Source organism: Streptomyces malaysiensis subsp. samsunensis (assembly GCF_024519315.1).
Lineage (GTDB): Bacteria > Actinomycetota > Actinomycetes > Streptomycetales > Streptomycetaceae > Streptomyces > Streptomyces malaysiensis.
In genome coordinates, this window is record NZ_JANIIC010000020.1 from 1 (window position 1) to 23,770 (window position 23,770).

The 23,770-nt window shown below is 70.8% G+C and carries 21 protein-coding genes; 1 reads left to right on the forward strand and 20 read right to left on the reverse strand.

The features are described 5' to 3' along the window. The 7 genes from NQU54_RS18360 to pyrR form a co-directional block, all read right to left on the reverse strand. The coding region (locus NQU54_RS18360) for a quinone-dependent dihydroorotate dehydrogenase (protein WP_257631998.1) at positions 1–1,095 on the reverse strand (1,095 nt) is incomplete at its 3' end. A 94-nt stretch (positions 1,096–1,189) separates the two neighbouring features. After that, positions 1,190–4,501 (reverse strand): carbamoyl-phosphate synthase large subunit, encoded by a 3,312-nt coding sequence (gene carB / locus NQU54_RS18365; RefSeq protein ID WP_257631999.1) that lies wholly within the window; start codon positions 4,499–4,501, stop codon positions 1,190–1,192. Then, positions 4,494–5,633: a glutamine-hydrolyzing carbamoyl-phosphate synthase small subunit gene (carA, locus tag NQU54_RS18370; RefSeq protein WP_257632000.1), complete on the reverse strand. Its 1,140-nt coding sequence runs from the start codon at positions 5,631–5,633 to the stop codon at positions 4,494–4,496. Before carA ends, carB begins: the two co-directional genes overlap by 8 nt. Further along, entirely contained in the window at positions 5,630–6,211 is a 582-nt protein-coding gene (locus tag NQU54_RS18375) for a PH-like domain-containing protein (RefSeq protein ID WP_257632001.1), read from the reverse strand. Before NQU54_RS18375 ends, carA begins: the two co-directional genes overlap by 4 nt. 277 nt (positions 6,212–6,488) lie before the next feature. Further along, positions 6,489–7,799: a dihydroorotase gene (locus NQU54_RS18380; RefSeq protein ID WP_257632002.1), complete on the reverse strand. Its 1,311-nt coding sequence runs from the start codon at positions 7,797–7,799 to the stop codon at positions 6,489–6,491. Between the two features lie 2 nt (positions 7,800–7,801). Then, on the reverse strand, positions 7,802–8,782 hold the full coding sequence (locus NQU54_RS18385) for an aspartate carbamoyltransferase catalytic subunit (RefSeq protein WP_257632003.1): 981 nt from the start codon (positions 8,780–8,782) through the stop codon (positions 7,802–7,804). Positions 8,783–8,920: 138 nt separating this feature from the next. Continuing rightward, the gene (gene pyrR / locus NQU54_RS18390; protein WP_257632004.1) at positions 8,921–9,502 is read right to left on the reverse strand and encodes a bifunctional pyr operon transcriptional regulator/uracil phosphoribosyltransferase PyrR; all 582 of its coding nucleotides are present in this window, start codon (positions 9,500–9,502) and stop codon (positions 8,921–8,923) included. A 222-nt stretch (positions 9,503–9,724) separates the two neighbouring features. Between pyrR and bldD the strand changes: the two genes are divergently transcribed. Next, positions 9,725–10,225 (forward strand): transcriptional regulator BldD, encoded by a 501-nt coding sequence (bldD, locus tag NQU54_RS18395; RefSeq protein WP_014174965.1) that lies wholly within the window; start codon positions 9,725–9,727, stop codon positions 10,223–10,225. A gap of 137 nt (positions 10,226–10,362) precedes the next feature. On the opposite strand, the gene nusB is transcribed toward bldD, so the two are convergent. The 13 genes from nusB to NQU54_RS18460 all read right to left on the reverse strand — a co-directional run bounded on the left by nusB (position 10,363) and on the right by NQU54_RS18460 (position 23,549). Then, entirely contained in the window at positions 10,363–10,806 is a 444-nt protein-coding gene (gene nusB, locus NQU54_RS18400) for a transcription antitermination factor NusB (RefSeq protein WP_069869787.1), read from the reverse strand. Positions 10,807–10,808: 2 nt separating this feature from the next. Then, positions 10,809–11,375 carry an elongation factor P gene (gene efp / locus NQU54_RS18405; protein ID WP_069869786.1) on the reverse strand — a complete coding sequence of 189 codons (567 nt, stop codon included), beginning with the start codon at positions 11,373–11,375 and terminating at the stop codon, positions 10,809–10,811. Positions 11,376–11,439: 64 nt separating this feature from the next. Then, positions 11,440–12,570 carry a M24 family metallopeptidase gene (locus tag NQU54_RS18410; protein ID WP_257632005.1) on the reverse strand — a complete coding sequence of 377 codons (1,131 nt, stop codon included), beginning with the start codon at positions 12,568–12,570 and terminating at the stop codon, positions 11,440–11,442. A 69-nt stretch (positions 12,571–12,639) separates the two neighbouring features. Beyond that, entirely contained in the window at positions 12,640–13,515 is an 876-nt protein-coding gene (locus NQU54_RS18415) for a Pro-rich N-terminal domain-containing protein (protein ID WP_257632006.1), read from the reverse strand. Between the two features lie 322 nt (positions 13,516–13,837). Beyond that, complete coding sequence (gene aroB, locus NQU54_RS18420; RefSeq protein ID WP_257632007.1) at positions 13,838–14,938, reverse strand: 3-dehydroquinate synthase; 1,101 nt, start codon at positions 14,936–14,938, stop codon at positions 13,838–13,840. Beyond that, complete coding sequence (locus NQU54_RS18425) at positions 14,935–15,417, reverse strand: shikimate kinase (protein WP_257632008.1); 483 nt, start codon at positions 15,415–15,417, stop codon at positions 14,935–14,937. The genes aroB and NQU54_RS18425 overlap by 4 nt, the downstream gene beginning before the upstream one ends. Positions 15,418–15,461: 44 nt before the next feature. Continuing rightward, positions 15,462–16,646: a chorismate synthase gene (aroC, locus tag NQU54_RS18430; protein ID WP_257632009.1), complete on the reverse strand. Its 1,185-nt coding sequence runs from the start codon at positions 16,644–16,646 to the stop codon at positions 15,462–15,464. A 275-nt stretch (positions 16,647–16,921) separates the two neighbouring features. Beyond that, on the reverse strand, positions 16,922–17,749 hold the full coding sequence (locus NQU54_RS18435; RefSeq protein WP_257632010.1) for a shikimate dehydrogenase: 828 nt from the start codon (positions 17,747–17,749) through the stop codon (positions 16,922–16,924). A gap of 6 nt (positions 17,750–17,755) precedes the next feature. Then, entirely contained in the window at positions 17,756–19,534 is a 1,779-nt protein-coding gene (mltG, locus tag NQU54_RS18440) for an endolytic transglycosylase MltG (RefSeq protein WP_257632011.1), read from the reverse strand. A gap of 91 nt (positions 19,535–19,625) precedes the next feature. Next, a complete protein-coding gene (gene ruvX / locus NQU54_RS18445) occupies positions 19,626–20,096 on the reverse strand; it encodes a Holliday junction resolvase RuvX (protein ID WP_069869780.1) in 471 nt (156 codons plus the stop codon). Then, entirely contained in the window at positions 20,096–22,765 is a 2,670-nt protein-coding gene (alaS, locus tag NQU54_RS18450) for an alanine--tRNA ligase (protein WP_257632012.1), read from the reverse strand. The genes ruvX and alaS overlap by 1 nt, the downstream gene beginning before the upstream one ends. After that, the gene (locus NQU54_RS18455; RefSeq protein ID WP_069869778.1) at positions 22,765–23,094 is read right to left on the reverse strand and encodes a DUF6167 family protein; all 330 of its coding nucleotides are present in this window, start codon (positions 23,092–23,094) and stop codon (positions 22,765–22,767) included. The genes alaS and NQU54_RS18455 overlap by 1 nt, the downstream gene beginning before the upstream one ends. An 8-nt stretch (positions 23,095–23,102) precedes the next feature. Next, positions 23,103–23,549, reverse strand: a complete 447-nt coding sequence (locus NQU54_RS18460; RefSeq protein ID WP_079153530.1) for a DUF948 domain-containing protein — start codon at positions 23,547–23,549, stop codon at positions 23,103–23,105. Positions 23,550–23,770: the final 221 nt, after the last annotated feature.

The window sequence follows — 23,770 nt, forward strand, 5'->3', positions numbered from 1 at the left end:
GTGAGCCTTGGCGCCGACGGACTCGGCGAGGGTGGCGTACGGGCTCGCGGCCAGGCGGGCGGCGAGGCCGCGGTGGATCCCACGGCACCAGAACGGGCCCCGGTAGATGAAGGCGCTGTAGCCCTGCACCAGCGTGGCGCCGGCCAGAATCCGCTCCCAGACGTCGTCCGCGGTCTCGATCCCGCCGACCCCGACCAGGGTCAGCCGGTCCCCGACCCGGGCGTACAGGCGGCGCAGCACCTCCAGGGAGCGCGCCTTGAGGGGGGCGCCGGACAGGCCGCCGGTCTCGGCGGTGAGACTCGAGGGGGAGGTGAGGCCGAGACCGTCCCGCGCGATGGTCGTGTTGGTGGCGATGATGCCGTCCAGGCCGAGTTCGACCGCGAGATCGGCGACCGCGTCCACGTCCTCGTCGGCGAGATCCGGCGCGATCTTGACCAGAAGTGGCACCCGGCGTTCGGTGACCGTGCGGTCCGCGGCCTCGCGGACGGCGGTCAGCAGTGGCCGCAGCTGATCCACGGCCTGGAGGTTCCGCAGTCCGGGGGTATTGGGCGAGGAGACGTTGACGACGAGGTAGTCGGCGTGGGCGGCGAGCCGCTCGGTGGAGGTCACGTAGTCGGCGGCGGCCTCCGCCTCCGGGACGACCTTGGTCTTGCCGATGTTGACGCCGACCGTCGTGGCGAAGGCCGGGCGCCGGGCCGCGAGACGGGCCGCGACCGCCGCCGAGCCCTCGTTGTTGAACCCCATCCGGTTGATCAGGGCGCGGTCGGCGACCAGCCGGAACAGCCGCCGCTTGGGGTTGCCGGGCTGTGGCTGGGCGGTGACCGTGCCGATCTCGACATGGTCGAAGCCCAGCATGGCCATGCCGTCGATTCCGGCGGCGTTCTTGTCGAATCCGGCGGCCAGCCCGAAGGGCCCGTGCATCCGCAGGCCCAGCGCCTCGGTGCGCAGCGCCGTGTGGCGGGGGGCGAGGACGGCGGCGATGAACGTCCGCAGCACGGGGACGCGGGCGGCCCGGCGGATCCAGGAGAAGGCCAGGTGATGGGCGTTCTCCGGATCCATCCGCCGGAAGATCAGGTTGAAGAGGAGCGCGTACATGAGGGGCTTTCTGCGCGGGGGCGAGGGGTGGGGCCCAGGAAGCGGGGTGGGCTCATGAAGAGGGGGACACCGGCCGGTGTCCCCCTGGCTCGCCTCACTCCTCGCGGGCGGCGGTCAGATGTTCCGCGTGTTCCTGGAGCGACCGGACGCCGACCGCGCCCCGGCCCAGCGCCTCGATGCCCTGGACGGCGGCCGCGAGCGCCTGGACGGTGGTCAGGCACGGAACGCCGCGGGCGACGGACGCCGTACGGATGTCATAGCCGTCGAGCCGGCCGCCGGTGCCGTACGGGGTGTTGACGATCAGGTCGACCTCGCCCTCGTGGATGAGCTGGACGATGGTCTTCTCGCCGTTCGGGCCCTCGCCCTCGCTGTGCTTGCGCACCACGGTGGCGTTGATCCCGTTGCGCTTGAGCACCTCCGCCGTGCCCGAGGTGGCCAGCAGCTCGAAGCCGAGGCCGACCAGTTCCCGGGCCGGGAAGATCATCGAGCGCTTGTCGCGGTTGGCGACGGAGACGAACGCGCGCCCCTTGGTCGGCAGCGCGCCGTACGCCCCGGCCTGCGACTTGGCGTAGGCCGCGCCGAAGACCGAGTCGATGCCCATGACCTCACCGGTGGAGCGCATCTCCGGGCCGAGGATGGTGTCCACCCCGCGCCCGGAGGCGTCCCGGAACCGCGACCACGGCATCACGGCCTCCTTGACGGAGATCGGGGCGTCCATCGGCAGCGTGCCGCCGTCGCCGCTGGAGGGCAGCAGCCCCTCGGCGCGCAGCCCGGCGATGGTGGCGCCCAGCGAGATCCGGGCGGCGGCCTTGGCCAGCGGGACGGCGGTGGCCTTGGAGGTGAAGGGGACGGTACGGGAGGCGCGCGGGTTCGCCTCCAATACGTACAGAATGTCCCCGGCCATCGCGAACTGGATGTTGATCAGCCCGCGGACGCCCACACCGCGCGCGATGGCCTCGGTCGAGGCGCGCAGCCGCTTGATGTCGAAGCCGCCGAGGGTGATCGGGGGCAGGGCGCAGGCCGAGTCGCCGGAGTGGATCCCGGCCTCCTCGATGTGCTCCATGACGCCGCCGAGGTAGAGCTCCTCGCCGTCGTAGAGCGCGTCCACGTCGATCTCTATCGCGTCGTCGAGGAAGCGGTCGATCAGCACGGGGTGCTCGGAGATCAGCCCGGCGTGCCGCTCCAGGTACGCGGCGAGCGAGGGCTCGTCGTAGACGATCTCCATACCGCGGCCGCCGAGCACATAGGAGGGGCGGACCATGACCGGGTAGCCGATCTCGGTGGCGATGCCCTTGGCCTGCTCGAAGGAGAAGGCGGTGCCGTACTTGGGCGCGGGCAGCCCGGCCTCGGTGAGCACCCGGCCGAAGGCGCCGCGCTCCTCGGCGAGGTTGATCGCCTCGGGCGAGGTGCCGACGATCGGCACGCCGTTGTCCTTGAGCGCCTGGGCCAGGCCCAGCGGGGTCTGACCGCCGAGCTGGACGATCACACCGGCGACCGGGCCCGCCTGCGTTTCCGCGTGGACGATCTCCAGTACGTCCTCCAGGGTGAGCGGCTCGAAGTAGAGCCGGTCGGAGGTGTCGTAGTCGGTGGAGACGGTCTCCGGGTTGCAGTTGACCATGACGGTCTCATAGCCCGCGTCATGCAGCGCGAAGGAGGCGTGGACGCAGGAGTAGTCGAACTCGATGCCCTGGCCGATGCGGTTGGGGCCCGAGCCGAGGATGATCACCGCCGGGGTTTCGCGCGCTGCGACCTCGGACTCCTCGTCGTAGGAGGAGTAGAAGTACGGGGTCCTGGCGGCGAACTCGGCGGCGCAGGTGTCGACCGTCTTGTAGACGGGCCGGATGCCCAGCGCGTGCCGCACCTCGCGGACCACGTCCTCGCGCAGCGAGCGGATCCCGGCGATCTGGGCGTCGGAGAAGCCGTGCCGCTTGGCCTCGGCGAGCAGTTCGGGGCGGAGCTTGTCGGCGGCGGCGAGCTCGTCCGCGATCTCCTTGATCAGGTAGAGCTGGTCCACGAACCACGGGTCGATGCCGGTGGCGTCGAAGACCTCCCGCGGGGTGGCCCCGGCGCGGATCGCCCGCATCACGGTGTTGATCCGCCCGTCGGTGGGGACGGCGGCCTTGACCAGCAGCTCGGCCTTGTCGCCCGGCTCCTCGGTGAAGTCGAACTGGCTGCCCTTCTTCTCCAGCGAGCGCAGCGCCTTCTGGAGCGCCTCGGTGAAGTTGCGGCCGATGGCCATGGCCTCGCCGACCGACTTCATGGTGGTGGTGAGCCGGGCGTCGGCGGCCGGGAACTTCTCGAAGGCGAAGCGCGGCACCTTGACCACGACGTAGTCGAGCGTGGGCTCGAAGGACGCCGGGGTCTCCTGGGTGATGTCGTTGGGGATCTCGTCCAGGGTGTAGCCGACGGCCAGCTTCGCGGCGATCTTGGCGATGGGGAAGCCGGTGGCCTTGGAGGCGAGCGCCGAGGAGCGGGAGACGCGCGGGTTCATCTCGATGACGATGACCCGGCCGTCCTCGGGGTTGACCGCGAACTGGATGTTGCAGCCGCCGGTGTCCACCCCGACCTCGCGGATGACGGCGATGCCGATGTCCCGCAGGATCTGGTACTCGCGGTCGGTGAGCGTCATCGCCGGGGCGACGGTGATCGAGTCACCGGTGTGCACGCCCATGGGGTCGAAGTTCTCGATGGAGCAGACGACCACGACGTTGTCGTTCCGGTCGCGCATCAGCTCCAGCTCGTACTCCTTCCAGCCGAGGATGGACTCCTCCAGGAGCACCTCGGTGGTCGGCGAGAGGGTCAGGCCCTGGCCGGCGATACGGCGCAGCTCGTCCTCGTCGTGGGCGAAGCCGGAGCCCGCGCCGCCCATGGTGAAGGAGGGGCGGACCACGACGGGGTAGCCGCCGAGCTCCTCGACGCCCGCGAGCACGTCGTCCATGGAGTGGCAGATGACCGAGCGGGCGGACTCACCGTGGCCGATCTTGGCGTGGACGGCCTCGACGACCTCCTTGAACTGGTCGCGGTCCTCGCCCTTGTGGATCGCCTGGACGTTGGCGCCGATCAGCTCGACGCCGTACTCCTCGAGGGTGCCCGCCTCGTGCAGCGAGATGGCGGTGTTGAGCGCGGTCTGGCCGCCGAGGGTGGGCAGCAGCGCGTCGGGGCGCTCCTTGGCGATGATCTTCTCGACGTACTCCGGGGTGATCGGCTCGACATAGGTGGCGTCGGCGATCTCCGGGTCGGTCATGATCGTGGCCGGGTTGGAGTTGACCAGGACGACCCGCAGGCCCTCGGCCTTCAGCACCCGGCACGCCTGGGTACCGGAGTAGTCGAACTCGGCGGCCTGGCCGATGACGATCGGGCCGGAGCCGATGACCAGAACGGACTGGATGTCGGTGCGCTTAGGCACGCTGGCCCTCCATCAGGGACACGAAGCGGTCGAAAAGGTACGCGGCGTCATGCGGACCGGCGGCGGCTTCGGGGTGGTACTGGACGCTGAACGCGGGGCGGTCGAGCAGCCGCAGCCCCTCGACCACGTTGTCGTTGAGGCAGACATGGGAGACCTCGGCGCGGCCGTAGGGGGTGTCGGACGGCGCGTCGAGCGGGGCGTCCACGGCGAAGCCGTGGTTATGGGCGGTGACCTCGACCTTCCCGGTGGTACGGTCCTGCACCGGCTGGTTGATCCCGCGGTGGCCGTACTTCAGCTTGAAGGTGCCGAAGCCGAGCGCGCGGCCGAGGATCTGGTTGCCGAAGCAGATGCCGAACAGCGGCGTGGAGCGCTCCAGCACGGCCCGCATCAGGGCGACGGGGTGGCCGGCGGTGGCCGGGTCGCCCGGTCCGTTGGAGAAGAAGACCCCGTCCGGGTCAACCGCGTAGATGTCCTCGACGGTGGCGGTCGCGGGCAGCACATGCACCTCTATGCCGCGCTCGGCCATCCGGTGCGGGGTCATGCCCTTGATGCCCAGGTCGATCGCGGCGACGGTGAACTTCTTGGTGCCGATCGCCGGGACGACATAGGCCTCCTCGGTGGCCACCTCCCCGCTGAGGTCGGCGCCCTTCATCCGCGGGGCGGCCCGCACCTTCGACAGCAGCGCGGCCTCCTCGGCGATCGCCGCACCGGAGAAGATGCCCACCCGCATGGCGCCGCGCTCGCGCAGATGGCGGGTGAGGGCGCGGGTGTCGATCCCGCTGATGCCGACGACGCCCTGGGCGGCGAGCTCCTCGTCGAGCGAGCGGCGGGAGCGCCAGTTGGAGGGCGTACGGGCCGGGTCGCGCACCACATAGCCGGAGACCCAGATCCGCTTGGACTCCGGGTCCTCGTCGTTGACGCCGGTGTTCCCGATGTGCGGGGCGGTCATCACGACGACCTGGCGGTGGTAGGAGGGGTCGGTCAGGGTCTCCTGGTAGCCGGTCATCCCGGTGGAGAACACGGCCTCGCCGAAGGTCTCCCCCACGGCCCCGTAGGCCCGGCCGCGGAAGGTGCGGCCGTCCTCCAGGACGAGTACGGCGGGGGCGCTGGCGCCCCGGGTGGAGGTCGTCATCGTTCGGCGCCTTCCGTCTGGTTGCTCGGGTGGTTCTGGTCGTTGTCGGCGGAGCTGAGGGCGTCGACCCAGGCCGGGTGCTCGGCGGCGTGGTCGGAGCGGAAGCCCGAGTCGATCAGCTTCTCGCCCAGCTGCCAGGTGATCACCAGCAGCCCGCCCTCGGCGAGGACCTTGCCCGCGATGCCCTTGTCGAGCCGGGCGCCGCGCAGCTGGGCGGCGGGGATGAAGAAGTCCCGGGCGCCCGGCCGTACGATGTGCACGCCCCGGTCGGTGAGGGTGAGCTCGGCCCGGCTGCGGGTGCCGAGGCCATGGGCGACGATCCGGTCCAGCCACTGCCCGGCGGTGGTGGAGCCGTGGTAGCGGCCGCTCATCGACAGCTCGGGATCGCCCGGCTCGGCCGGGGCCCGGGGCGGCTCCGGGAGATCGCCCTGGAGGGTGCCGCGCCACTTCCAGCCCTCGCGCATCAGCCAGTAGACCAGCGCGATGACCAGCAGCAGCCCGACGACCCAGCCGATCCTGGCGGCCCAGTCCGTCACGTCCTGCGATTTCTGCTCGGCCACGAGGAGGGAGAGATTCACAGCGACCTTCCCATGCCAATTCGATGATTTCGCCCCGCAGAGCCGAACCCGCTTCGTAGGATACGAAAACCGGTCACTTGAGCCTTAAGGCACGAAACGGCATGCCCGTGGAGACGGTTGGGGTGGTGACGGCGGCCGGCGTCGTCGCACCCACCCGTGCGGCGTGGGTACTTGCCGACGTGCCCGTACTGCAAGGGTCCTCCCTTCGGTAGATGCGGGCGGCAGCGCCACAGCCAGTGGCGTCCGCACTGCGACACGGTGTGGACAGACAGCCTGTTCACGGCTGCGGAGTCGGCGTCAGCTTCCCGTCCACGACCGTCGGACGGCCGCGGAGGAAGGTGTGGGTGACGCTTCCCGGCAGCTCAAGACCCTCGTAGGGGGTGTTCCGGCTGCGGGAGGCGAAGCCCGCGGGGTTCACCACACCACGGTAAGCGGAGTCGAGCAGGGTGAGGTTGGCGGGCTCCCCGGCGGCGACGGGACGGCCGTGGCCGGTCAGCCGGCCGATGGCCGAGGGCCGCACCGACATCCGGTCGGCGACGCCCGTCCAGTCCAGCAGCCCGGTGTCCACCATGGTGTGCTGGACCACGGAGAGCGCCGTCTCCAGGCCCACCATGCCCATGGCCGCCGCGCCCCACTCGCAGTCCTTGTCCTCGTGCGGATGCGGGGCGTGGTCGGTGGCCACGCAGTCGATGGTGCCGTCGGCGAGCGCCTCACGCAGCGCCATCACATCGGCCTCGGTGCGCAGCGGCGGGTTCACCTTGTAGACGGGGTCGTAGGAGCGTACGAGCTCGTCGGTCAGCAGCAGATGGTGCGGGGTGACCTCGGCGGTGACGTTCCAGCCCTTGGACTTGGCCCAGCGGACGATCTCGACCGAGCCCGCGGTGGACAGATGGCAGATGTGCACCCTGGAGTCGACGTGGGCGGCGAGCAGCACATCGCGGGCGATGATCGACTCCTCGGCGACGGCCGGCCAGCCGCCCAGGCCCAGCTCGGCGGAGACGACGCCCTCGTTCATCTGGGCGCCCTCGGTCAGGCGGGGCTCCTGGGCGTGCTGGGCGATGACACCGTCGAACGCCTTCACGTACTCCAGCGCACGGCGCATGATCACCGCGTCGTCCACACACTTGCCGTCGTCGGAGAAGACCCGCACCCCGGCGGCCGAGTCGTGCATCGCGCCCAGCTCGGCGAGCTTCTTGCCCTCCAGGCCCACGGTGACCGCCCCGACGGGCTGGACATCGCAGTAGCCGGACTCCCTGCCCAGCCGCCAGACCTGCTCGACGACGCCCGCGGTGTCGGCGACCGGGAAGGTGTTGGCCATGGCGTGGACCGCGGTGAAACCGCCGACCGCGGCGGCCCGGGTGCCGGTGAGGACCGTCTCGGAGTCCTCCCGGCCGGGCTCGCGCAGATGGGTGTGCAGGTCGACCAGGCCCGGCAGCAGGATCTGCCCGGCGGCGTCGATCACGGTGGCGCCGTCCGCGTCCAGACCGGTGCCGACCGCGGCGATCCGCGCCCCCTCGATCAGCACGTCCCGCGGCTCACCGCCGAGCACCTTCGCCCCGCGCAGCAGCGTCTTGTGGGTGTCGCTCATGGTCACTTGCTCTCCTCGGTGCGGGCGGCGGCGACGGCGGACTCGTTCCCGCCGAGCAGCAGATACAGGACGGCCATGCGGATCGAGACACCGTTGGCCACCTGCTCGACGGCGGTGCAGCGGTCGGAGTCCGCGACCTCCGCGGTAATCTCCATACCGCGGTTCATGGGGCCGGGGTGCATCACGATGGCGTGCTCCGGCATCCGGGACATGCGGTCGCCGTCCAGGCCGTAGCGGCGGGCGTACTCCCGCTCGGTGGGGAAGAAGGCCGCGTTCATGCGCTCGCGCTGGACGCGCAGCATCATCACGGCGTCGGTCTTGCCGACCACCGTGTCCAGGTCGTAGGAGACCTCGCAGGGCCAGCTCTCCACCCCGAAGGGGACCAGCGTCGGCGGGGCGACCAGCGTGACCTCGGCACCCAGGGTGGACAGCAGATGGACGTTGGAGCGGGCCACCCGGCTGTGCAGGATATCGCCGACGATCGTGATCCGGCGCCCGGCCAGGTCCTGCCCGACTCCGGAGGCTTCCGGGCGCAGATGGCGGCGGACGGTGAAGGCGTCGAGCAGCGCCTGGGTGGGGTGCTCATGGGTGCCGTCGCCCGCGTTCACCACGGCGCCTTTGATCCAGCCGGAGGTGGCGAGCCGGTGCGGGGCACCGGAGGCGTGGTGGCGGATCACCACGGCGTCGGCGCCCATCGCCTCCAGGGTGAGCGCGGTGTCCTTCAGGGATTCGCCCTTGGAGACCGAGGAGCCCTTGGCGGAGAAGTTGATGACGTCGGCGGACAGCCGCTTGGCGGCCGCCTCGAAGGAGATACGGGTGCGGGTGGAGTCCTCGAAGAAGAGGTTGACGACGGTACGGCCGCGCAGGGTCGGCAGTTTCTTGATCGGCCGGTCGGCGAGCCTGGCCAGTTCCTCGGCGGTGTCGAGGATCAGGACGGCGTCGTCGCGCGAGAGGTCGGCGGCCGAGATGAGGTGGCGCTTCATCCGGTTGCTCCGTGGGTGAAGGAGGTGTGCGGGCATGCGGGCGGGCAGGCGCGGGGACCGGTGCCCGGGCGGCACCGGTGGTCCGTCGGGCGGGTCCCCCGGGGTCGCCGGGGCGGCACTCGCCGTCGGTGAGGGGCGCTACTTCCCGTCCGCGGGGGTGGTCTCGCGCAGCCCGAGGAGCACGCTGTCGCGGCCGTCCTCCTCGGTGAGCTGGACCTTGACCGTCTCCCGCAGCGACGTGGGGAGGTTCTTGCCGACGTAGTCGGCGCGGATCGGCAGTTCACGGTGACCACGGTCGACGAGGACCGCGAGCTGGACCGCGCGCGGCCGCCCGATGTCACCGAGGGCGTCGAGCGCGGCGCGGATGGTGCGGCCGGAGAAGAGCACATCGTCGACGAGGACCACGACACGGCCGTCGATGCCGTCGTCGGGGATCTCGGTACGGGCGAGTGCGCGGGCCGGGCGCAGCCTCAGGTCGTCGCGGTACATCGTGATGTCGAGCGAGCCGACCGGGATCCGGCCGGGCCTGCCGGTGATCTCTTCGAGCCGGGCGGCCAGCCGCCGGGCAAGAAAGACACCACGGGTGGGAATGCCGAGCAGCACCACGTCATCGGCGCCTTTGGCGCGCTCGACGATCTCGTGGGCGATGCGGGTGAGAACGCGCGCGATATCCGGTGCTTCCAGCACGGGACGCGCGGCGTCCGAGGTACGGGCGTCCATACGAAACGGACCTCCTTCTCCGCCTCACGGGACGGACCTTAAAGGACGGTCGGATTTGCGCCATTCACACTAGCAGGGGTACGTGGCTCCTCCGTCAACACCCCTGGCCGGAGCCCCTCCGCTCCGTTCGGCTTGACGAATGGAAATTACGCTGCGTAACCTCACAGTGAGTGACCAGCCGCGCGGCAGAGCCGCACGTCGATACAGCGTCCGGGGAGCTTTATGTCCAGCGAATACGCCAAACAGCTCGGGGCCAAGCTCCGCGCCATCCGCACCCAGCAGGGCCTCTCCCTCCACGGTGTCGAGGAGAAGTCCCAGGGCCGCTGGAAGGCCGTGGTGGTGGGATCGTACGAGCGCGGCGACCGCGCCGTGACCGTGCAGCGTCTCGCCGAGCTGGCCGACTTCTACGGCGTCCCGGTGCAGGAGCTGCTTCCGGGCACGAGCCCGGCCGGAGCCGCCGAACCGCCGCCGAAGCTGGTACTGGACCTTGAGCGACTGGCCCATGTGCCGGTCGAGAAGGCGGGCCCGCTTCAGCGGTACGCCGCGACGATCCAGAGCCAGCGTGGTGACTACAACGGCAAGGTGCTCTCGATCCGCCAGGACGATCTGCGCACCCTCGCCGTTATCTACGACCAGTCGCCGTCCGTGCTGACCGAGCAGCTGATCAGCTGGGGCGTGTTGGGCGCCGATGCCCGCCGCGCCGTCCAGCACGAAGACGCCTGAGTCCCCATTTATCCGCTCTTCACCAGCAGAAACGTGCCGCCGGGGGCGGTGGAGCCCTTCTGGGTCCTCCACCGCCCCCGGCGGCTCTGTCATATGACGCCCCTGTGCGGCGTGCGTTCCGCGCCTGTGCGGCGGCGTTATGTCTGGGGCTCCTGATCGCGGCGCAGACTCGGCTTCAGCTCCTTGATACGGCCCAGCAGGCCGTTCACGAAGGCCGGTGAGTCATCGGTGGAGAACTCTTTGGCGAGCTGCACCGCCTCGTCGATCACCACCGCGTCCGGGGTCGCGTCCTCCCACACCAGCTCATACGCGCCCAGTCGCAGAATGTTCCGGTCCACGACCGGCATCCGGTCCAGCGTCCAGCCCACCGCGTAGGTGGCGATGAGCTCGTCGATCCGCTCGATGTGCTGGGCGTATCCCTCGACGAGCTGCATCGTGTATTCGCTGACCGGCGGCTGCCGGTCGTCGGTCCGGGCGAGCCGGATCCAGTCCGCGAGCACGGTCTGCACGGCGCTGCCGCGCTGATCGGCCTCGAAGAGGATCTGGAAGGCGCGCTTACGGGCCTTGTTGCGGGCAGCCACGGTTAGTTGTTCACCCGACCGAGGTACTCACCGGAGCGGGTGTCGACCTTGATCTTCTCACCGGTGGTGATGAACAGCGGCACGCCGATCTCGTAGCCGGTCTCCAGCTTGGCGGGCTTGGTGCCACCGGTGGAGCGGTCGCCCTGGACGCCCGGCTCGGTGTACTCGATCACCAGCTCGACGGCGGCGGGCAGCTCGACGTAGAGCGGGTTGCCCTCGTACATCGCCACGACGGCCTCGAAACCTTCGAGCAGGTAGCGGGCGTTGTCGCCGACGACCTCGGGGGTGATGTAGATCTGGTCGAAGGTGTCCATGTCCATGAACACAAAGCTCTCGCCGTCCTTGTACGAGAACTGCATGCCGCGCTTGTCGACACTGGCCGTCTCGACCTTCACGCCGGCGTTGAAGGTCTTGTCGACCACCTTGCCGGACAGCACATTCTTGAGCTTGGTGCGCACGAAAGCCGGGCCCTTGCCGGGCTTGACGTGCTGGAACTCGACAACGGACCACAGCTGGCCGCCGTCGAGCTTGAGCACCATGCCGTTCTTGAGGTCGTTCGTGGATGCCACGGTTGCGGGATCTCCTGGACTGCTGCTGGCGGAGACCAGAAAGCCGCCGGCGCGCCCAGTTCGGCTAGAGCGCGAGCAGCTCTTTGGTCGTGATGGTGAGTAGCTCGGGTCCGCCGTCCGCCTCGGGGCGGACGACGAGCGTGTCGTCGATCCGGACACCGCCCCGGCCCGGGAGGTGAACCCCCGGCTCGACGGTGACCGGCACACAAGCGTCCAGTTTACCCATGGCGGACGGTGTGAGCCGAGGGTCCTCGTCGATTTCCAGGCCCACACCGTGTCCGGTGCACGGTTCCAGCGCGTCTCCGTAGCCCGCGGCGTTCAGCACCTGACGGGTCACCCGGTCCACATCCCGGTACGCCCGGCCCGGCGACAGCGCCTCCCGCCCGGCCCGCTGAGCGGCGAAGACGGCGTCGTACAACTCGACCTGCCAGTCCGCGGGCGAGGGGCCGATGACGAAGGTACGGCCCACCTGACAGCGGTAGCCGCGGTAGTCGGCGCCCAGGCAGATGCTGAGGAAATCTCCCTCCTCGACCCGCCGGTCGGTGGGCAGATGACCGGGGCGCCCCGCGTTGGGCCCCGCCGCGACCACGGTGGGGAAGGCCGGGCCGTCCGCGCCGTGGTCCACCAGCCGGCGATCCAGCTCCAGCGCCAGATGACGCTCGGTGCGGCCCACCAGGATCGACTCCAGCAGCTCGCCGAGCGCCTGGTCGGCGAGCTCCCCGGCGATCCGCATACAGGAGATCTCCTCGTCGTCCTTGACCAGCCGCAACTGCTCCACGCAGCGGCCCAGATCGGCCAGGCGGAGCCGGGGGGCGGCGGCGCCGAGCGCCCGATGGCGGGCAACGGTCAGATCGTGCTCCTCGACGGCCAGCGACTCGGCGCCGTCCGTCGCGGCCAGATCGGCGGCGGCCACCACCGGATCGCCGTCCGCGCCGGGCAGGACCAGCAGCCGTGGCTCCTCCGCACGCGGCGAGCCCGAAGGAGGCGGTGCGGGTGGTGAGAGCGGTGGGGTGGCCGGGACCTCGGCGGCCACCATCAGGTCCTGGACGGGCCCGAGCAGCAGCACGGCCCCGGGCGGCACGGCGCCGCACAGATAGCGCACATTGGCGGGCCGGGAGACCAGCGCCGCCGCGCTCCCGGCCGCGGCGCACTGATCGCGCAGACGGGCACGTCGCGCCGCGTACACCTCGGACATGTCCCCGAGGTTACGCACGCTCGGGACGCACGGCTCCTCCAGTGGCTCCGGCGAGTGAGCCGAGGGGTGTCACCAGCTGGGTGGGCTCGCGATGGAGCGGGTGACCACCTCGTCGAGCATGCGGGCCGTGGTCTCCACATCGTGGGTGGAGTTGTCGATGATCGGCAGGCCGGAGCCGTACCACCCGGCCATCCGGCCGTGGATCCGCGCCACCTCCTCGTCGCTGAGGCGGCGGTTGCCACTGCGGGCCGCGTTCCGCTCCAGGACGATCTCCAGGCCCGGAAGGACCACCACCGGCAGCAGCCCGGGGCCCACATGGCGCTTCCAGCCGCCGAGGCCGACAACCGGGCGGTCGGGGAAGACGGCGTCGTCGAGGATGCAGGAGATCCCGTTGGCCAGGAAGTTACGGGCGGCGAAGCCGCAGGTGCGGCGGGCGAGACGGTACTGCGCCTCGGAGTTCTCGTTCCACCCCGACTGGGGGTTGGCGAAACCGGAGCGGACCCACTCCCGCACATCGTCCAGGCTGATGTGCGCGGTCGGCACCCGGCGGCGGTCGGCCCAGTAGCGCGCGACCGTCGTCTTGCCCGCCCCGGCCGGTCCGATCAGCAGCACCGCCACCGCCGCCTGCGATAGATCGGCGACCGACGGGTCCGCCGGGGGGTGGGGCAGCGGCACCGGACCGCCGGGCGGCAGCTGGATATGGCCGGTGGTGTTCACCGTCTCCAGCGGCGCCCCGGGGGGCGCGGGCGGGGCGGGCGGAGGCGACACCGGATGTTGTGCGGGAGGAGGTGCGGGGTGCCCGGGCACGGGAGGCGCGGGCGGATTGGGGTGAGTTCCCGGGTGATGGCTCGCATTCGCGCCCTGGGCCCAGCCCGCACCCTGTGGCCCGGGAACCGGCCCCGGCTGGTGGGGCGGTGGCAGCGGAGCTCCCACTGCATGCTGCATCCGGTGGCACTCCGTCTCGTACAGGCAGTTCTCGTCCGACAACTGTCACATGCTGATACGGCGGCGAGGCCGCTCCTACCGAACGGTACCTGCCCAAAGCTCGGCTGTGTGAACGCCACGCAAAGCGATAGTCCGCCCGCGACCCCTCGCCAGCCAGGCAATTCGTCCCTCAAGGGCCGCAACTGCGAGGGGATGCGAGGTTGTTCGAAAGCCCGCGGCGATGCCGCGGGCTTCGAAGGCGATGACAGAGTTGTGACGCGCCGTCGACAGAGACGACGACGGGGACGGAGACGACGACGGGGACTACGGCCCGCGGACCGGATCAGCCGGAGACCTCGGCGTACGCGGCGAGCAGCACCGCCGGGTCCGGGCCCTCCAGCACGGTGGGCTTGGCGATACCGTCCAGGACGATGAAGCGCAGCAGGTCACCGCGGGACTTCTTGTCCACCTTCATGGTCTCCAGCAGCTTGGGCCACTGGTCGCCACGGTAAGTGAGCGGCAGTCCCACGGCCTCCAGGACGGCGCGGTGCCGGTCGGCCGTGGCATCGTCCAAACGGCCCGCCAGACGGCCCAGTTCGGCGGCGAAGACCATGCCCACGGAGACCGCCGCGCCATGGCGCCAGTTGTAGCGCTCGTTCTTCTCGATGGCGTGGGCGAGCGTGTGCCCGTAGTTGAGGATCTCCCGCAGACCGGACTCCCTGAGGTCGCTGGAGACGACCTCGGCCTTGACCCGGATGGAGCGCTCGATGAGCTCGGCGGTGTACGGGCCGGTGGGCGTGCGGGCGGCGGCCGGGTCCCGCTCGATCAGCTCCAGGATCTCCGGATCGGCGATGAAGCCCGCCTTGATGACCTCGGCGAGCCCGCTGACGTAGTCGTTGACCGGCAGCGATTCCAGCGCGGCCAGATCGCACAGCACCCCGGCCGGGGGGTGGAAGGCGCCGACGAGGTTCTTGCCCTCGGCGGTGTTGATCCCGGTCTTGCCGCCCACGGCGGCGTCCACCATGCCGAGCACGGTCGTGGGGACGGCGATCCAGCGCACTCCGCGCAGCCAGGTCGCGGCAACGAATCCGGCGAGGTCGGTGGTGGCGCCGCCGCCGACGCCGACGATCACATCGGTGCGGGTGAAGCCGGTCTGGCCGAGCGCCTTCCAGCAGTACGCGGCGACCTCGGCGGTCTTGGCCTCCTCCGCGTTGGGCAGCTGGATCGCGATGGCGTCGTACCCCTGCCCGGCGAGGTCCTGGCGGATGGCCTCACCGGTCTCGGCCAACGCCTCGGGGTGCAGGACGGCGACGCGCTTGGCGGTGCCGATCAGCCCGGGAAGCTCGCCGAGCAGCTGCCGGCCGATCAGCACCTCGTACGGCGCGGTGCCCGCGGTGCCTCCGACCTGGATGCGCGTAGGGGTCTCGGCCACAGGGGGTGTCATGCGTTCTTCAGCTCCAGTACGTCCAGGACGGCATCGGCCACGTCCTCGGGGGTGCGGTCCTCGGTCGACACCACGGCGCGGGCGACCTCGGTGTACAGCGGGCGGCGCTGCTCCATCAGCTCACGCCAGCGCTGACGCGGATTGACCGCGAGCAGCGGGCGCGGGGCGTCAAGCCCGGTGCGCTTGACGGCCGCGGCGACGTCCATCTCCAGGAAGACGACGGGAAGGCCGGTGAGCAGCGTACGGGTGCCCTCGTCCAGGACGGCGCCGCCGCCCAGCGCGAGCACGCCCCGGTGCTCGGCCATGGCGGTCCGTACGGCCTGCCGCTCCAGCTCGCGGAAGTGCGGCTCGCCCTCGTCGATGAAGATCTCCGAGATCTCCTTGCCCGCGGCCGTGACGATGTCGGTGTCGGTGTCGCGGAAGGTGGTGCCGAGCCGCTCCGCGAGCACCTGCCCGACGGTGGTCTTCCCAACCCCCATGGGCCCGACCAACACGACGGCCGGCCCCTCGCTCCCCTGCCCCCTCACCGGATGGCCAGGTTGTCGAGGTAGCCCCGGACATTGCGGTGGGTCTCTGTGACCGAGTCGCCGCCGAACTTCTCCGCGACCGCGTCCGCCAGGACCAGCGCGACCATCGCCTCGGCGACGATCCCGGCCGCCGGGACGGCGCAGACGTCGGAGCGCTGGTGGTGGGCCTTGGTCGCTTCGCCGGTGTTCACATCGACCGTGGCCAGCGCCCGCGGCACGGTCGCGATCGGCTTCATCGCGGCCCGGACGCGCAACAGCTCGCCGGTGGTCAGCCCGCCCTCCGTGCCGCCGGAGCGGCCCGAGGAGCGCCGGATGCCCTCGTCCGTGGAGACGATCTCGTCATGGGCCTGGGAGCCGGGCACCCGCGCGAGGTCGAAGCCGTCGCCGACCTCGACGCCCTTGATGGCCTGGATGCCCATCAGCGCGGCGGCCAGCCGTGCGTCGAGTCGGCGGTCCCAGTGCACATGGGAGCCGAGGCCGACCGGCACGCCGTACGCGAGCACCTCGACGACACCGCCGAGCGTGTCGCCGTCCTTGTGGGCCTGGTCGATCTCGGCCACCATCGCCTTGCTCGCGTCGGCGTCCAGGCAGCGCACCGGGTCGGCGTCCAGCTTCTCGACGTCGGAGGGCTTGGGGTAGACGCCGTACGGCGCCTTCGCGGCGGCCAGCTCCACCACATGCGAGACGATCTCGATCCCGGCCGTCTCCTTGAGGTAGGAGCGGGCGACGGCGCCGAGCGCCACCCTGGCCGCGGTCTCCCGGGCGCTGGCGCGCTCCAGGACCGGCCGGGCCTCGTCGAAGCCGTACTTCTGCATGCCCGCGAGGTCGGCGTGGCCGGGGCGGGGGCGGGTGAGCGGGGCGTTACGGGCGAGTCCGCCGAGGATCTCGGGGTCCACGGGGTCGGCGGCCATGACCTGCTCCCACTTCGGCCACTCCGTATTGCCGACCATGATCGCGACCGGGGAGCCGAGGGAGAGCCCGTGCCGTACGCCGCCGATGAAGGTGACCTCGTCGCGCTCGAACTTCATCCGGGCACCGCGGCCGTAGCCGAGCCGCCGTCTGGCCAGGGCGTCCGCCACCATGTCGGTGGTGATCGGCACCCCGGCGGGCAGCCCCTCCAGCGTCGCCACGAGTGCGGGGCCGTGCGACTCCCCCGCGGTCAGCCAGCGCAACCTGCTCAACGGTGCTCCCTCATGCGCGTGCCTCGACGTCCTGCGGCGCGGCCCGGTCCGCGCGACTCCGGCCCGCACCTCCGATCCTCCCACGACCGGGGAGTCTCATCGGCTCGTGGTCCATGAGGTGGACGCCCACGGCGGGCCGGGGAGGAGCGGAGAAGGCCGGGGGCGGGCCTGGCGGGGCCGGAGAGGGGCCCGCGACACACCCCCGCGACCCACACACCGTCCGGGCACCGGTCGCACACCGTCCGGGCACCGGTCCAGGGCGCCCGCAGGGCGGCTCAGCGGGCCGCCAGCGCCTCGCGCATCGCGGCCAGGGGCGCGCGGGCGAGGCCCGTCATCTGCTCGACCTGGAGCACCGCCTGGTGCACCAGGAGGTCCAGCCCGCCGACCACCGGGCCGCCACGCGCCGACCAGGCGGCGGCGAGCGGGGTCGGCCAGGGCTCGTAGAGGACGTCGAAGAGCGCGCCGGGGCGGTCAGGTACGGACGCGGCGAGCGCGTCGGCGGTGCCCGCGGGGGTGGTGGCGATCACCAGTGGCGCCCCGAGCGCCTCGGCCGCGTCGTCCCAGTCCGCGGTGCACACCGCGACGCCCAGCCGCTCGCCCCACTGCCGCATCTCGGCGGCGCGGGCCTCGCTGCGAACGTAGGCGGTGACCTCGCCGTCGCAGATCCGGGAGAGCGCGGCCAGCGCCGAGGAGGCCGTGGCGCCGGCGCCCAGCACGGCGGCGCGCTCCACGCGGCCGACGCCGCGCTCGCGCAGCGCCGCCAGCATGCCGGGGATATCGGTGTTGTCGCCGAGCCTGCGGCCGTCGTCGGCGAAGACGACCGTATTGACGGCTTCCACCGACGCCGCGGTGTCGGTGATCTCGTCCAGCAGCGGGATGACGGCGCGCTTGAGCGGCATGGTCAAGGAGAGCCCGGCCCAGGCCGGTCCCCCGTCCTCACCGAGCCGTTTGAAGAAGTCGGGCAGCCCGGTCTCGTCCACTTCGAAGCGGTCGTACGTCCAGCCGCTCAGGCCCAACTCGCGGTACGCGGCGCGGTGCAGCACCGGTGACAGGGAGTGGGCGATCGGCGAACCGAGCACCGCTGCCCTGTGGTTTTCCGACATCTTTCCTCAGCCGTTGTTATTGCGCTGCTTATTGAACTTGGCGACCCACTTCTGGTGATCCGCGTAGGTCTTGGAGAACTCGCTCGTCTTGCCGTTGAGCGAGATGAAGTAATACCAGCCGTCGCCGGTCGGGTTCATCGCCGCCTTCAGCGCGTCGTGGCCCGGATTTCCGATCGGACCGGGCGGCAGCCCCTTATAGAAGTACGTATTGTACGGGTTGTTGTACTGCTTGATCTCGCTGATCGGGATATCGATCTTGCTCTGGTTCTTGATGTAGTTGTACGTGGAGTCGAATTCCACCTTGCCGTAGGTCTCGGGGTTCGCGGGCTTGAGCCGGTTGTAGACGACCTCGGCCATCTTCCGGAAGTCGTCGTGGGTGATGCCCTCCGCCTGGACCAGGCTGGCCACGCTGATCAGCTGGAGCGGGGATTCGAGGCCCAGTTCCTTGGCCTTGCCCTCCAGATCCTGCTGCCCGTAATTCCGGCTGGCCTCGGCGACCATCTTCCGCAGCACATCCGCGGGCTTGGCGCCCTTGCCCACGCTGTAGCGGGACGGGTACAGGAACCCTTCCAGCGGATCCTTGATCTTGCTGTTGTCATTGGCCCAGGAGGGCAGGCCGAGGTTCTTGGCCTCCTTCTTGGCCACGTCCGCGGTGGTCCCCGCCTTGAGGCCGATCTTCTTGTCGATCGCCGCGTAGATCGTGGCATCGCGCATGCCCTCGGTGACGATCAGGGCGTTGCTGCTGCTGGGGTCGAGCATCAGCTTGACCGCCGCCGCGCCGGACATCTCCTTGCGCAGGGTGTAGGTGCCCGGCTGGACGAACTTGCCGCTGTCCTCCACCGCCTCGACGAAGGCGCCGCTGCTCTTGATCACGCCCTTGTCGGCGAGGATCGAGCCGATCTCGGCATTGCCGGAGCCGGAGGGCACCTCCACCTCGATCCGGCCGGTGCCCTCGCCCGAGTAGTCGGGTGCGGGGCCGAAGCGGGTCTGCCAGAAGTCGTAGGCGAAGTAGCCGCCTCCGCCGACGGCGCCCACCAGGACAACGGTCACGAAGAGGCAGGCCACGCCGCTGCGGCGCTTCTTGGGCCTGCCCTTCTTGCCGGTGCGCTCGCCGTCCTCGTCGTCGTCCGCCTCGTCGTCCACGTCCCGGCCGTCGCCGCCGCCCGTGAAGAATGGATGGTCTTCCTCGTCCTCGGCCTGGATGAACTGCTCTTCGGGCGCCTCACGCTGGCGCGGCACCTGGTGCTCCGCGGGCACCGTGGGCATCTGCTGTGTCTGCTGGGGCACATGAGCGCCATGGGGCCCCATGGGGGCCTGGGGTGCCTGCTGTTGTCCCTGGTAGATGTCCTGGCCCGGATAGGGAGCGCCCTGGCCGCCGTAGGGGTCGTGGGGGTCCATGCCCCCGTACGAGCCGTCGTGGCCCGGGTAGGGGCCGCCCTGGCCCGGGTACTCCTGCGGGTGCCGCTGATGCGGGTAGCCGCCGTCCTGGCCGTCCCACTGGGGCTGCTGATGCTGCTGGGGGTCCTGCGGATATCCATGCGGATACTGCTGGTGCCCGTAGGGATCCTGACCGTACGGATCCGGTCCTTGGGGGCCCTGACCGTAGGAGCCCTGGCCGTACGGATCCTGCCCGTGGGGGCCCTGGCCGTACGGATCCTGGGCGTAGGCGTCCTGCGCATAGGGATCCTGGCCTGCCACCGCGTGGCCGCTCCACTCTCGGTCCCCGTACAGCGGATCCTCGGGGTGCCACGGTTGGGAGCCGGGTCCCCGGCCGTACTCAGTCATCGATCCCCTAGCGACGGAGGTGGTCACCGCTGGGCGTGTGCGTGGCACGGGCGGCGGCGGCCATGTCGCGCGGAACGTTACCGTATCGCGATCAGATGACCACTTCGACGGCTTCTCCCGGGGCCCGGCCCGAGACCCGCTCGGTCTCCAGCGCGCTCTGGAGGATCACCACGGCCGCCGCCTGGTCAACGACCGAGCGGCCCTTCTTCGATGTCACCCCGGAGGCGCGCAGCCCCTGGGACGCTGTGACAGTGGTCATACGCTCGTCGACGAGCCGGACCGGCACGGGCGCGACGCGGCGCGCCAACTCGCGCGCGAAGGTGCGCACCTTGGTCGCGGCCGGCCCCTCGCGCCCGCTGAGCGAGCGCGGCAGGCCGACTACGACCTCGATCGGTTCGTACTCCTCGACGAGGGCCACGAGCCGCTTGTGGGCGGCCGGGATATCGCGTCCCGGCACGGTCTCCACGGGTGTGGCGAGGATCCCGTCGGGGTCGCACGAGGCGACCCCGATCCGGGCGTCCCCGACGTCGACGGCGATCCGCCTGCCGCGTCGCACGGCGATCAGGCCGATTCCGCGACAAGCCGCTCGACGGCCTCGATGGCCTCGCCGACGGCGCCCGCGTTCTGACCGCCGCCCTGGGCCACGTCCGGCTTGCCGCCGCCTCCGCCGCCGAGCGTCTTGGCGGCGGTGCGGACCAGGTCACCGGCCTTGAGACCGCGCTCACGCGCGGCCTCGTTGGTGGCGATGACGGTCAGCGGACGGCCGCCCGCCACGGTGAAGAGGGCGACGACGGCCGGGCGGTCGCCCTGGATGCGCCCGCGCACGTCCAGGACCAGCTTGCGCAGATCGTCGGCGGAGGTGCCGTCCGGCACCTTGGCGGCGATCAGGGCCACGCCCCGGACGTCCTTGGCGCCCTGGGCGAGACCGGCAGCGGCCTGGAGCACCTTCTCGGCGCGGAACCGCTCGATCTCCTTCTCGGCCTCCTTGAGCTTGCCCAGCATCCCGGAGATCTTCTCCGGGAGCTCCTCCGGGCGGCCCTTGACCAGGTCGGTGAGCTGGGAGACGACCGTGTGCTCACGGGCGAGGAAGTTGTAGGCGTCCACGCCCACCAGGGCCTCGACCCGGCGCACACCGGAGCCGATGGAGGATTCGCCGAGCAGCTTCACCAGACCCAGCTGGGCGGTGTTGTGCACATGCGTACCACCGCACAGCTCCTTGGAGAAGTCGCCGATGGTCACCACGCGCACCCGGTCGCCGTACTTCTCGCCGAACTCGGCGATGGCGCCCTGCTTCTTGGCCTCGTCCATGCTCATCACCTCGGCGGTGACGTCGAGTTCACGCGAGAGCACCTCGTTGATCTTCTGCTCGACGTCCATGAGCACCGTGCCGGGCACGGCGGCCGGTGAGCCGAAGTCGAAGCGGAAGCGGCCGGGCGAGTTCTCCGAACCGGCCTGGGCGGCGGTCGGGCCCAGGGCGTCACGCAGCGCCTGGTGGGTGAGGTGGGTGGCGCTGTGGGCGCGGGCGATGGCACGGCGGCGGGTGATGTCGATCCGGGCGTGGGCACCCGCGCCGACCGTCACCTCGCCGACCTGGACGACGCCCTTGTGCACGCTGACACCGGGCACCGGCTGCTGGACGTCCCGGACCTCGACGACGGCGCCGGTGTCCAGCTTGATCCGGCCGGTGTCGGCGAGCTGGCCGCCGCCCTCGGCGTAGAACGGGGTGCGGTCCAGGACGACCTCGACCTCGTCGCCCTCGGTGGCGGCGGGCGAGGAGACCCCGTCGACCAGCAGGCCGACGACGGTGGACTCGCCCTCGGTGTAGGTGTAGCCGGTGAATTCGGTCAGGCCGGAGGTGTCGGCCACCTCGCGGTAGGCGGACAGGTCGGCATGGCCGGTCTTCTTGGCCTTGGCGTCGGCCTTGGCGCGCTCCCGCTGCTCCTTCATCAGCCGGCGGAAGCCGTCCTCGTCCACCGAGAGGCCCTGTTCGGCGGCCATCTCGAGGGTGAGGTCGATCGGGAAGCCCCAGGTGTCGTGGAGCAGGAACGCCTTGTCGCCGGCGAGCACGCTGCCGCCGGCGGCCTTGGTGTCGCTGACGGCGGTGTCGAGGATGTTGGTGCCGGCCTTGAGCGTCTTGAGGAAGGCCGACTCCTCGGCGAGGGCGACCGTCTCGATGCGCTTGCGGTCGGTCAGCAGCTCCGGGTACTGCTGGCCCATCGTCTTGAGGACGACATCGACCAGCTCGCCGACGACCGGCTCGGTGGCGCCGAGAATGCGCATGTTGCGGATGGCCCGGCGCATGATGCGGCGCAGCACATAGCCGCGGCCCTCGTTGCCGGGGGTGACGCCGTCGCCGATGAGCATGACGGAGGTGCGCATATGGTCGGCGACCACGCGCAGCGAGACGTCGGAGTCATGGGTGGCGCCGTAGGCGACGCCGGTCAGCTCGGTGGCCTTGTCCATGATGACGCGCAGGGTGTCGGTCTCGTACATGTTCTGTACGCCCTGGAGGATCATCGCGAGGCGCTCGAGGCCGAGTCCGGTGTCGATGTTCTTGCTGGGCAGCTCGCCGAGGATCGGGAAGTTCTCCTTGCCCTCGCCCGGCCCGCGCTCGTACTGCATGAAGACCAGGTTCCAGATCTCCACATAGCGCTCGTCGTTGACGGCCGGGCCGCCCTCCTCGCCGAACTCGGGACCGCGGTCGTAGTTGATCTCGGAGCAGGGGCCGCAGGGGCCGGGGACGCCCATGGACCAGTAGTTGGGGCCCATGCCCAGGCGCTGGATGCGCTCGGCGGGGATGCCGATCACCTCGCGCCAGATCCGCTCGGCCTCGTCGTCCTGCTCGTAGACGGTGATCCACAGCCGCTCGGGGTCGAGGCCGTAACCGCCCTCTTCCTGGGAGCTGGTGAGCAGCTCCCAGGCGTACCTGATGGCGCCTTCCTTGAAGTAGTCGCCGAACGAGAAGTTCCCGCACATCTGGAAGAAGGTGCCGTGGCGGGTGGTCTTGCCGACCTCTTCGATGTCCGGGGTGCGGACGCACTTCTGCACGCTGACGGCGCGGTCGAAGGGCGGCTTGACCTCACCGAGGAAGTACGGCTTGAAGGGCACCATGCCGGCGGGGACCAGCAGCAGCGTCGGGTCGTCCGCGATGAGCGACGCCGAGGGCACGACGGTGTGCCCGCGCTCTTCGAAGAAGCGCAGCCAGCGGCGGCGGATTTCAGCCGACTCCATCAGTGGTCCTCATTTCCGGCTTTGTGGATCTTGTAGGAAGTGGTCTGGGTGAGCTGGGCCCGGCCCCGCTGGGCGGGCAGCTGCTTACGGTCGTCCGGCGGCGGCGCGGAGAGCCCGAGCGCGTCCTTGAGCGCGGCCTCGCGGTCGGCCATACCGTCCCGTACGTCGAGGGCGAAGACCTTGATCCGCCGCCCCGCCAGCACCGCTCGGTCGGCGGCCTGCGCCGCCAGGCTCTCCGGGGTGAGCTGGTTGAGCTTGCGGTTGACCTTGGTGGTGGCCCACACCCCGGCGGCGACGCCGGTGGTGAACCAGAATGCGCGGCGGAACATCCGGTCTGTCAGCCCTTCGATCCACGGTTGCGGCGCCCGCCCCAGCGGGCGGACGGCAGGGTCTTGCCGATGACGACGGTGCGCGCGGGCGCGGGCTCGTCCTCCGGCCGCCCCTTGCGGCCGATCGCCCGCCGGACGCCGTAGCCGAACGCGGCCACCTTGACCAGCGGTCCGCCGAAGGCGGTGGAGACGGTCGAGGAGAGCGCCGAGGCGTTGGAGGTGACCTCCTGGACATCGGCGGCGATCGAGTCCACCCGGGCCAGCTGGGTGTTCGCCTCGCGCACGGTCGCGGACGCCTCGCTCAGCAGCGGGACCGCCTGGTCGGTGACCTCCGCCACCAGCCGGGTGGCCGCCTTGAGCGTCTGGGCCAGCCTCACCAGCGCCAGGGCGAGGAAGGACACCAGGATCGCCCAGAAGACGGCCACGAGGATCCCGGCCACCTCTCCACCGGACACGTCGCACCGCTCCCTGTCGCCGCTCGTCGTCGTTGACCGTGTTGGTCATGCTCGTCGTGCTCGTCGTGATGACTCGTCGTTCGGAGTCGTTCGCCGCCCGCCGCTCTCGGGCGGTATCCGGGTGCGGGCGGCAGGTATCGACCTTATCGCGCCGCGGAGGCGCACCCGAAACGGATAAGGGCCGCCGGCCCGCCCGGCCCGGACCCGCCACCGGACGAGCC

Bases quoted from the DNA above. Each gene is read 5' to 3' on its own strand.
- NQU54_RS18410 (WP_257632005.1), bottom strand. From the start codon at position 12,570: ATGTCCGAGGTGTACGCGGCGCGACGTGCCCGTCTGCGCGATCAGTGC.
- bldD (WP_014174965.1), top strand. From the start codon at position 9,725: ATGTCCAGCGAATACGCCAAACAGCTCGGGGCCAAGCTCCGCGCCATC.
- NQU54_RS18425 (WP_257632008.1), bottom strand. From the start codon at position 15,417: ATGGGGGTTGGGAAGACCACCGTCGGGCAGGTGCTCGCGGAGCGGCTC.
- NQU54_RS18385 (WP_257632003.1), bottom strand. From the start codon at position 8,782: ATGAAGCGCCACCTCATCTCGGCCGCCGACCTCTCGCGCGACGACGCC.
- NQU54_RS18380 (WP_257632002.1), bottom strand. From the start codon at position 7,799: ATGAGCGACACCCACAAGACGCTGCTGCGCGGGGCGAAGGTGCTCGGC.
- alaS (WP_257632012.1), bottom strand. From the start codon at position 22,765: ATGGAGTCGGCTGAAATCCGCCGCCGCTGGCTGCGCTTCTTCGAAGAG.
- carA (WP_257632000.1), bottom strand. From the start codon at position 5,633: ATGACGACCTCCACCCGGGGCGCCAGCGCCCCCGCCGTACTCGTCCTG.
- aroB (WP_257632007.1), bottom strand. From the start codon at position 14,938: ATGACACCCCCTGTGGCCGAGACCCCTACGCGCATCCAGGTCGGAGGC.
- NQU54_RS18415 (WP_257632006.1), bottom strand. From the start codon at position 13,515: ATGCAGCATGCAGTGGGAGCTCCGCTGCCACCGCCCCACCAGCCGGGG.
- NQU54_RS18455 (WP_069869778.1), bottom strand. From the start codon at position 23,094: ATGTTCCGCCGCGCATTCTGGTTCACCACCGGCGTCGCCGCCGGGGTG.
- NQU54_RS18435 (WP_257632010.1), bottom strand. From the start codon at position 17,749: ATGTCGGAAAACCACAGGGCAGCGGTGCTCGGTTCGCCGATCGCCCAC.
- pyrR (WP_257632004.1), bottom strand. From the start codon at position 9,502: ATGGACGCCCGTACCTCGGACGCCGCGCGTCCCGTGCTGGAAGCACCG.
- mltG (WP_257632011.1), bottom strand. From the start codon at position 19,534: ATGACTGAGTACGGCCGGGGACCCGGCTCCCAACCGTGGCACCCCGAG.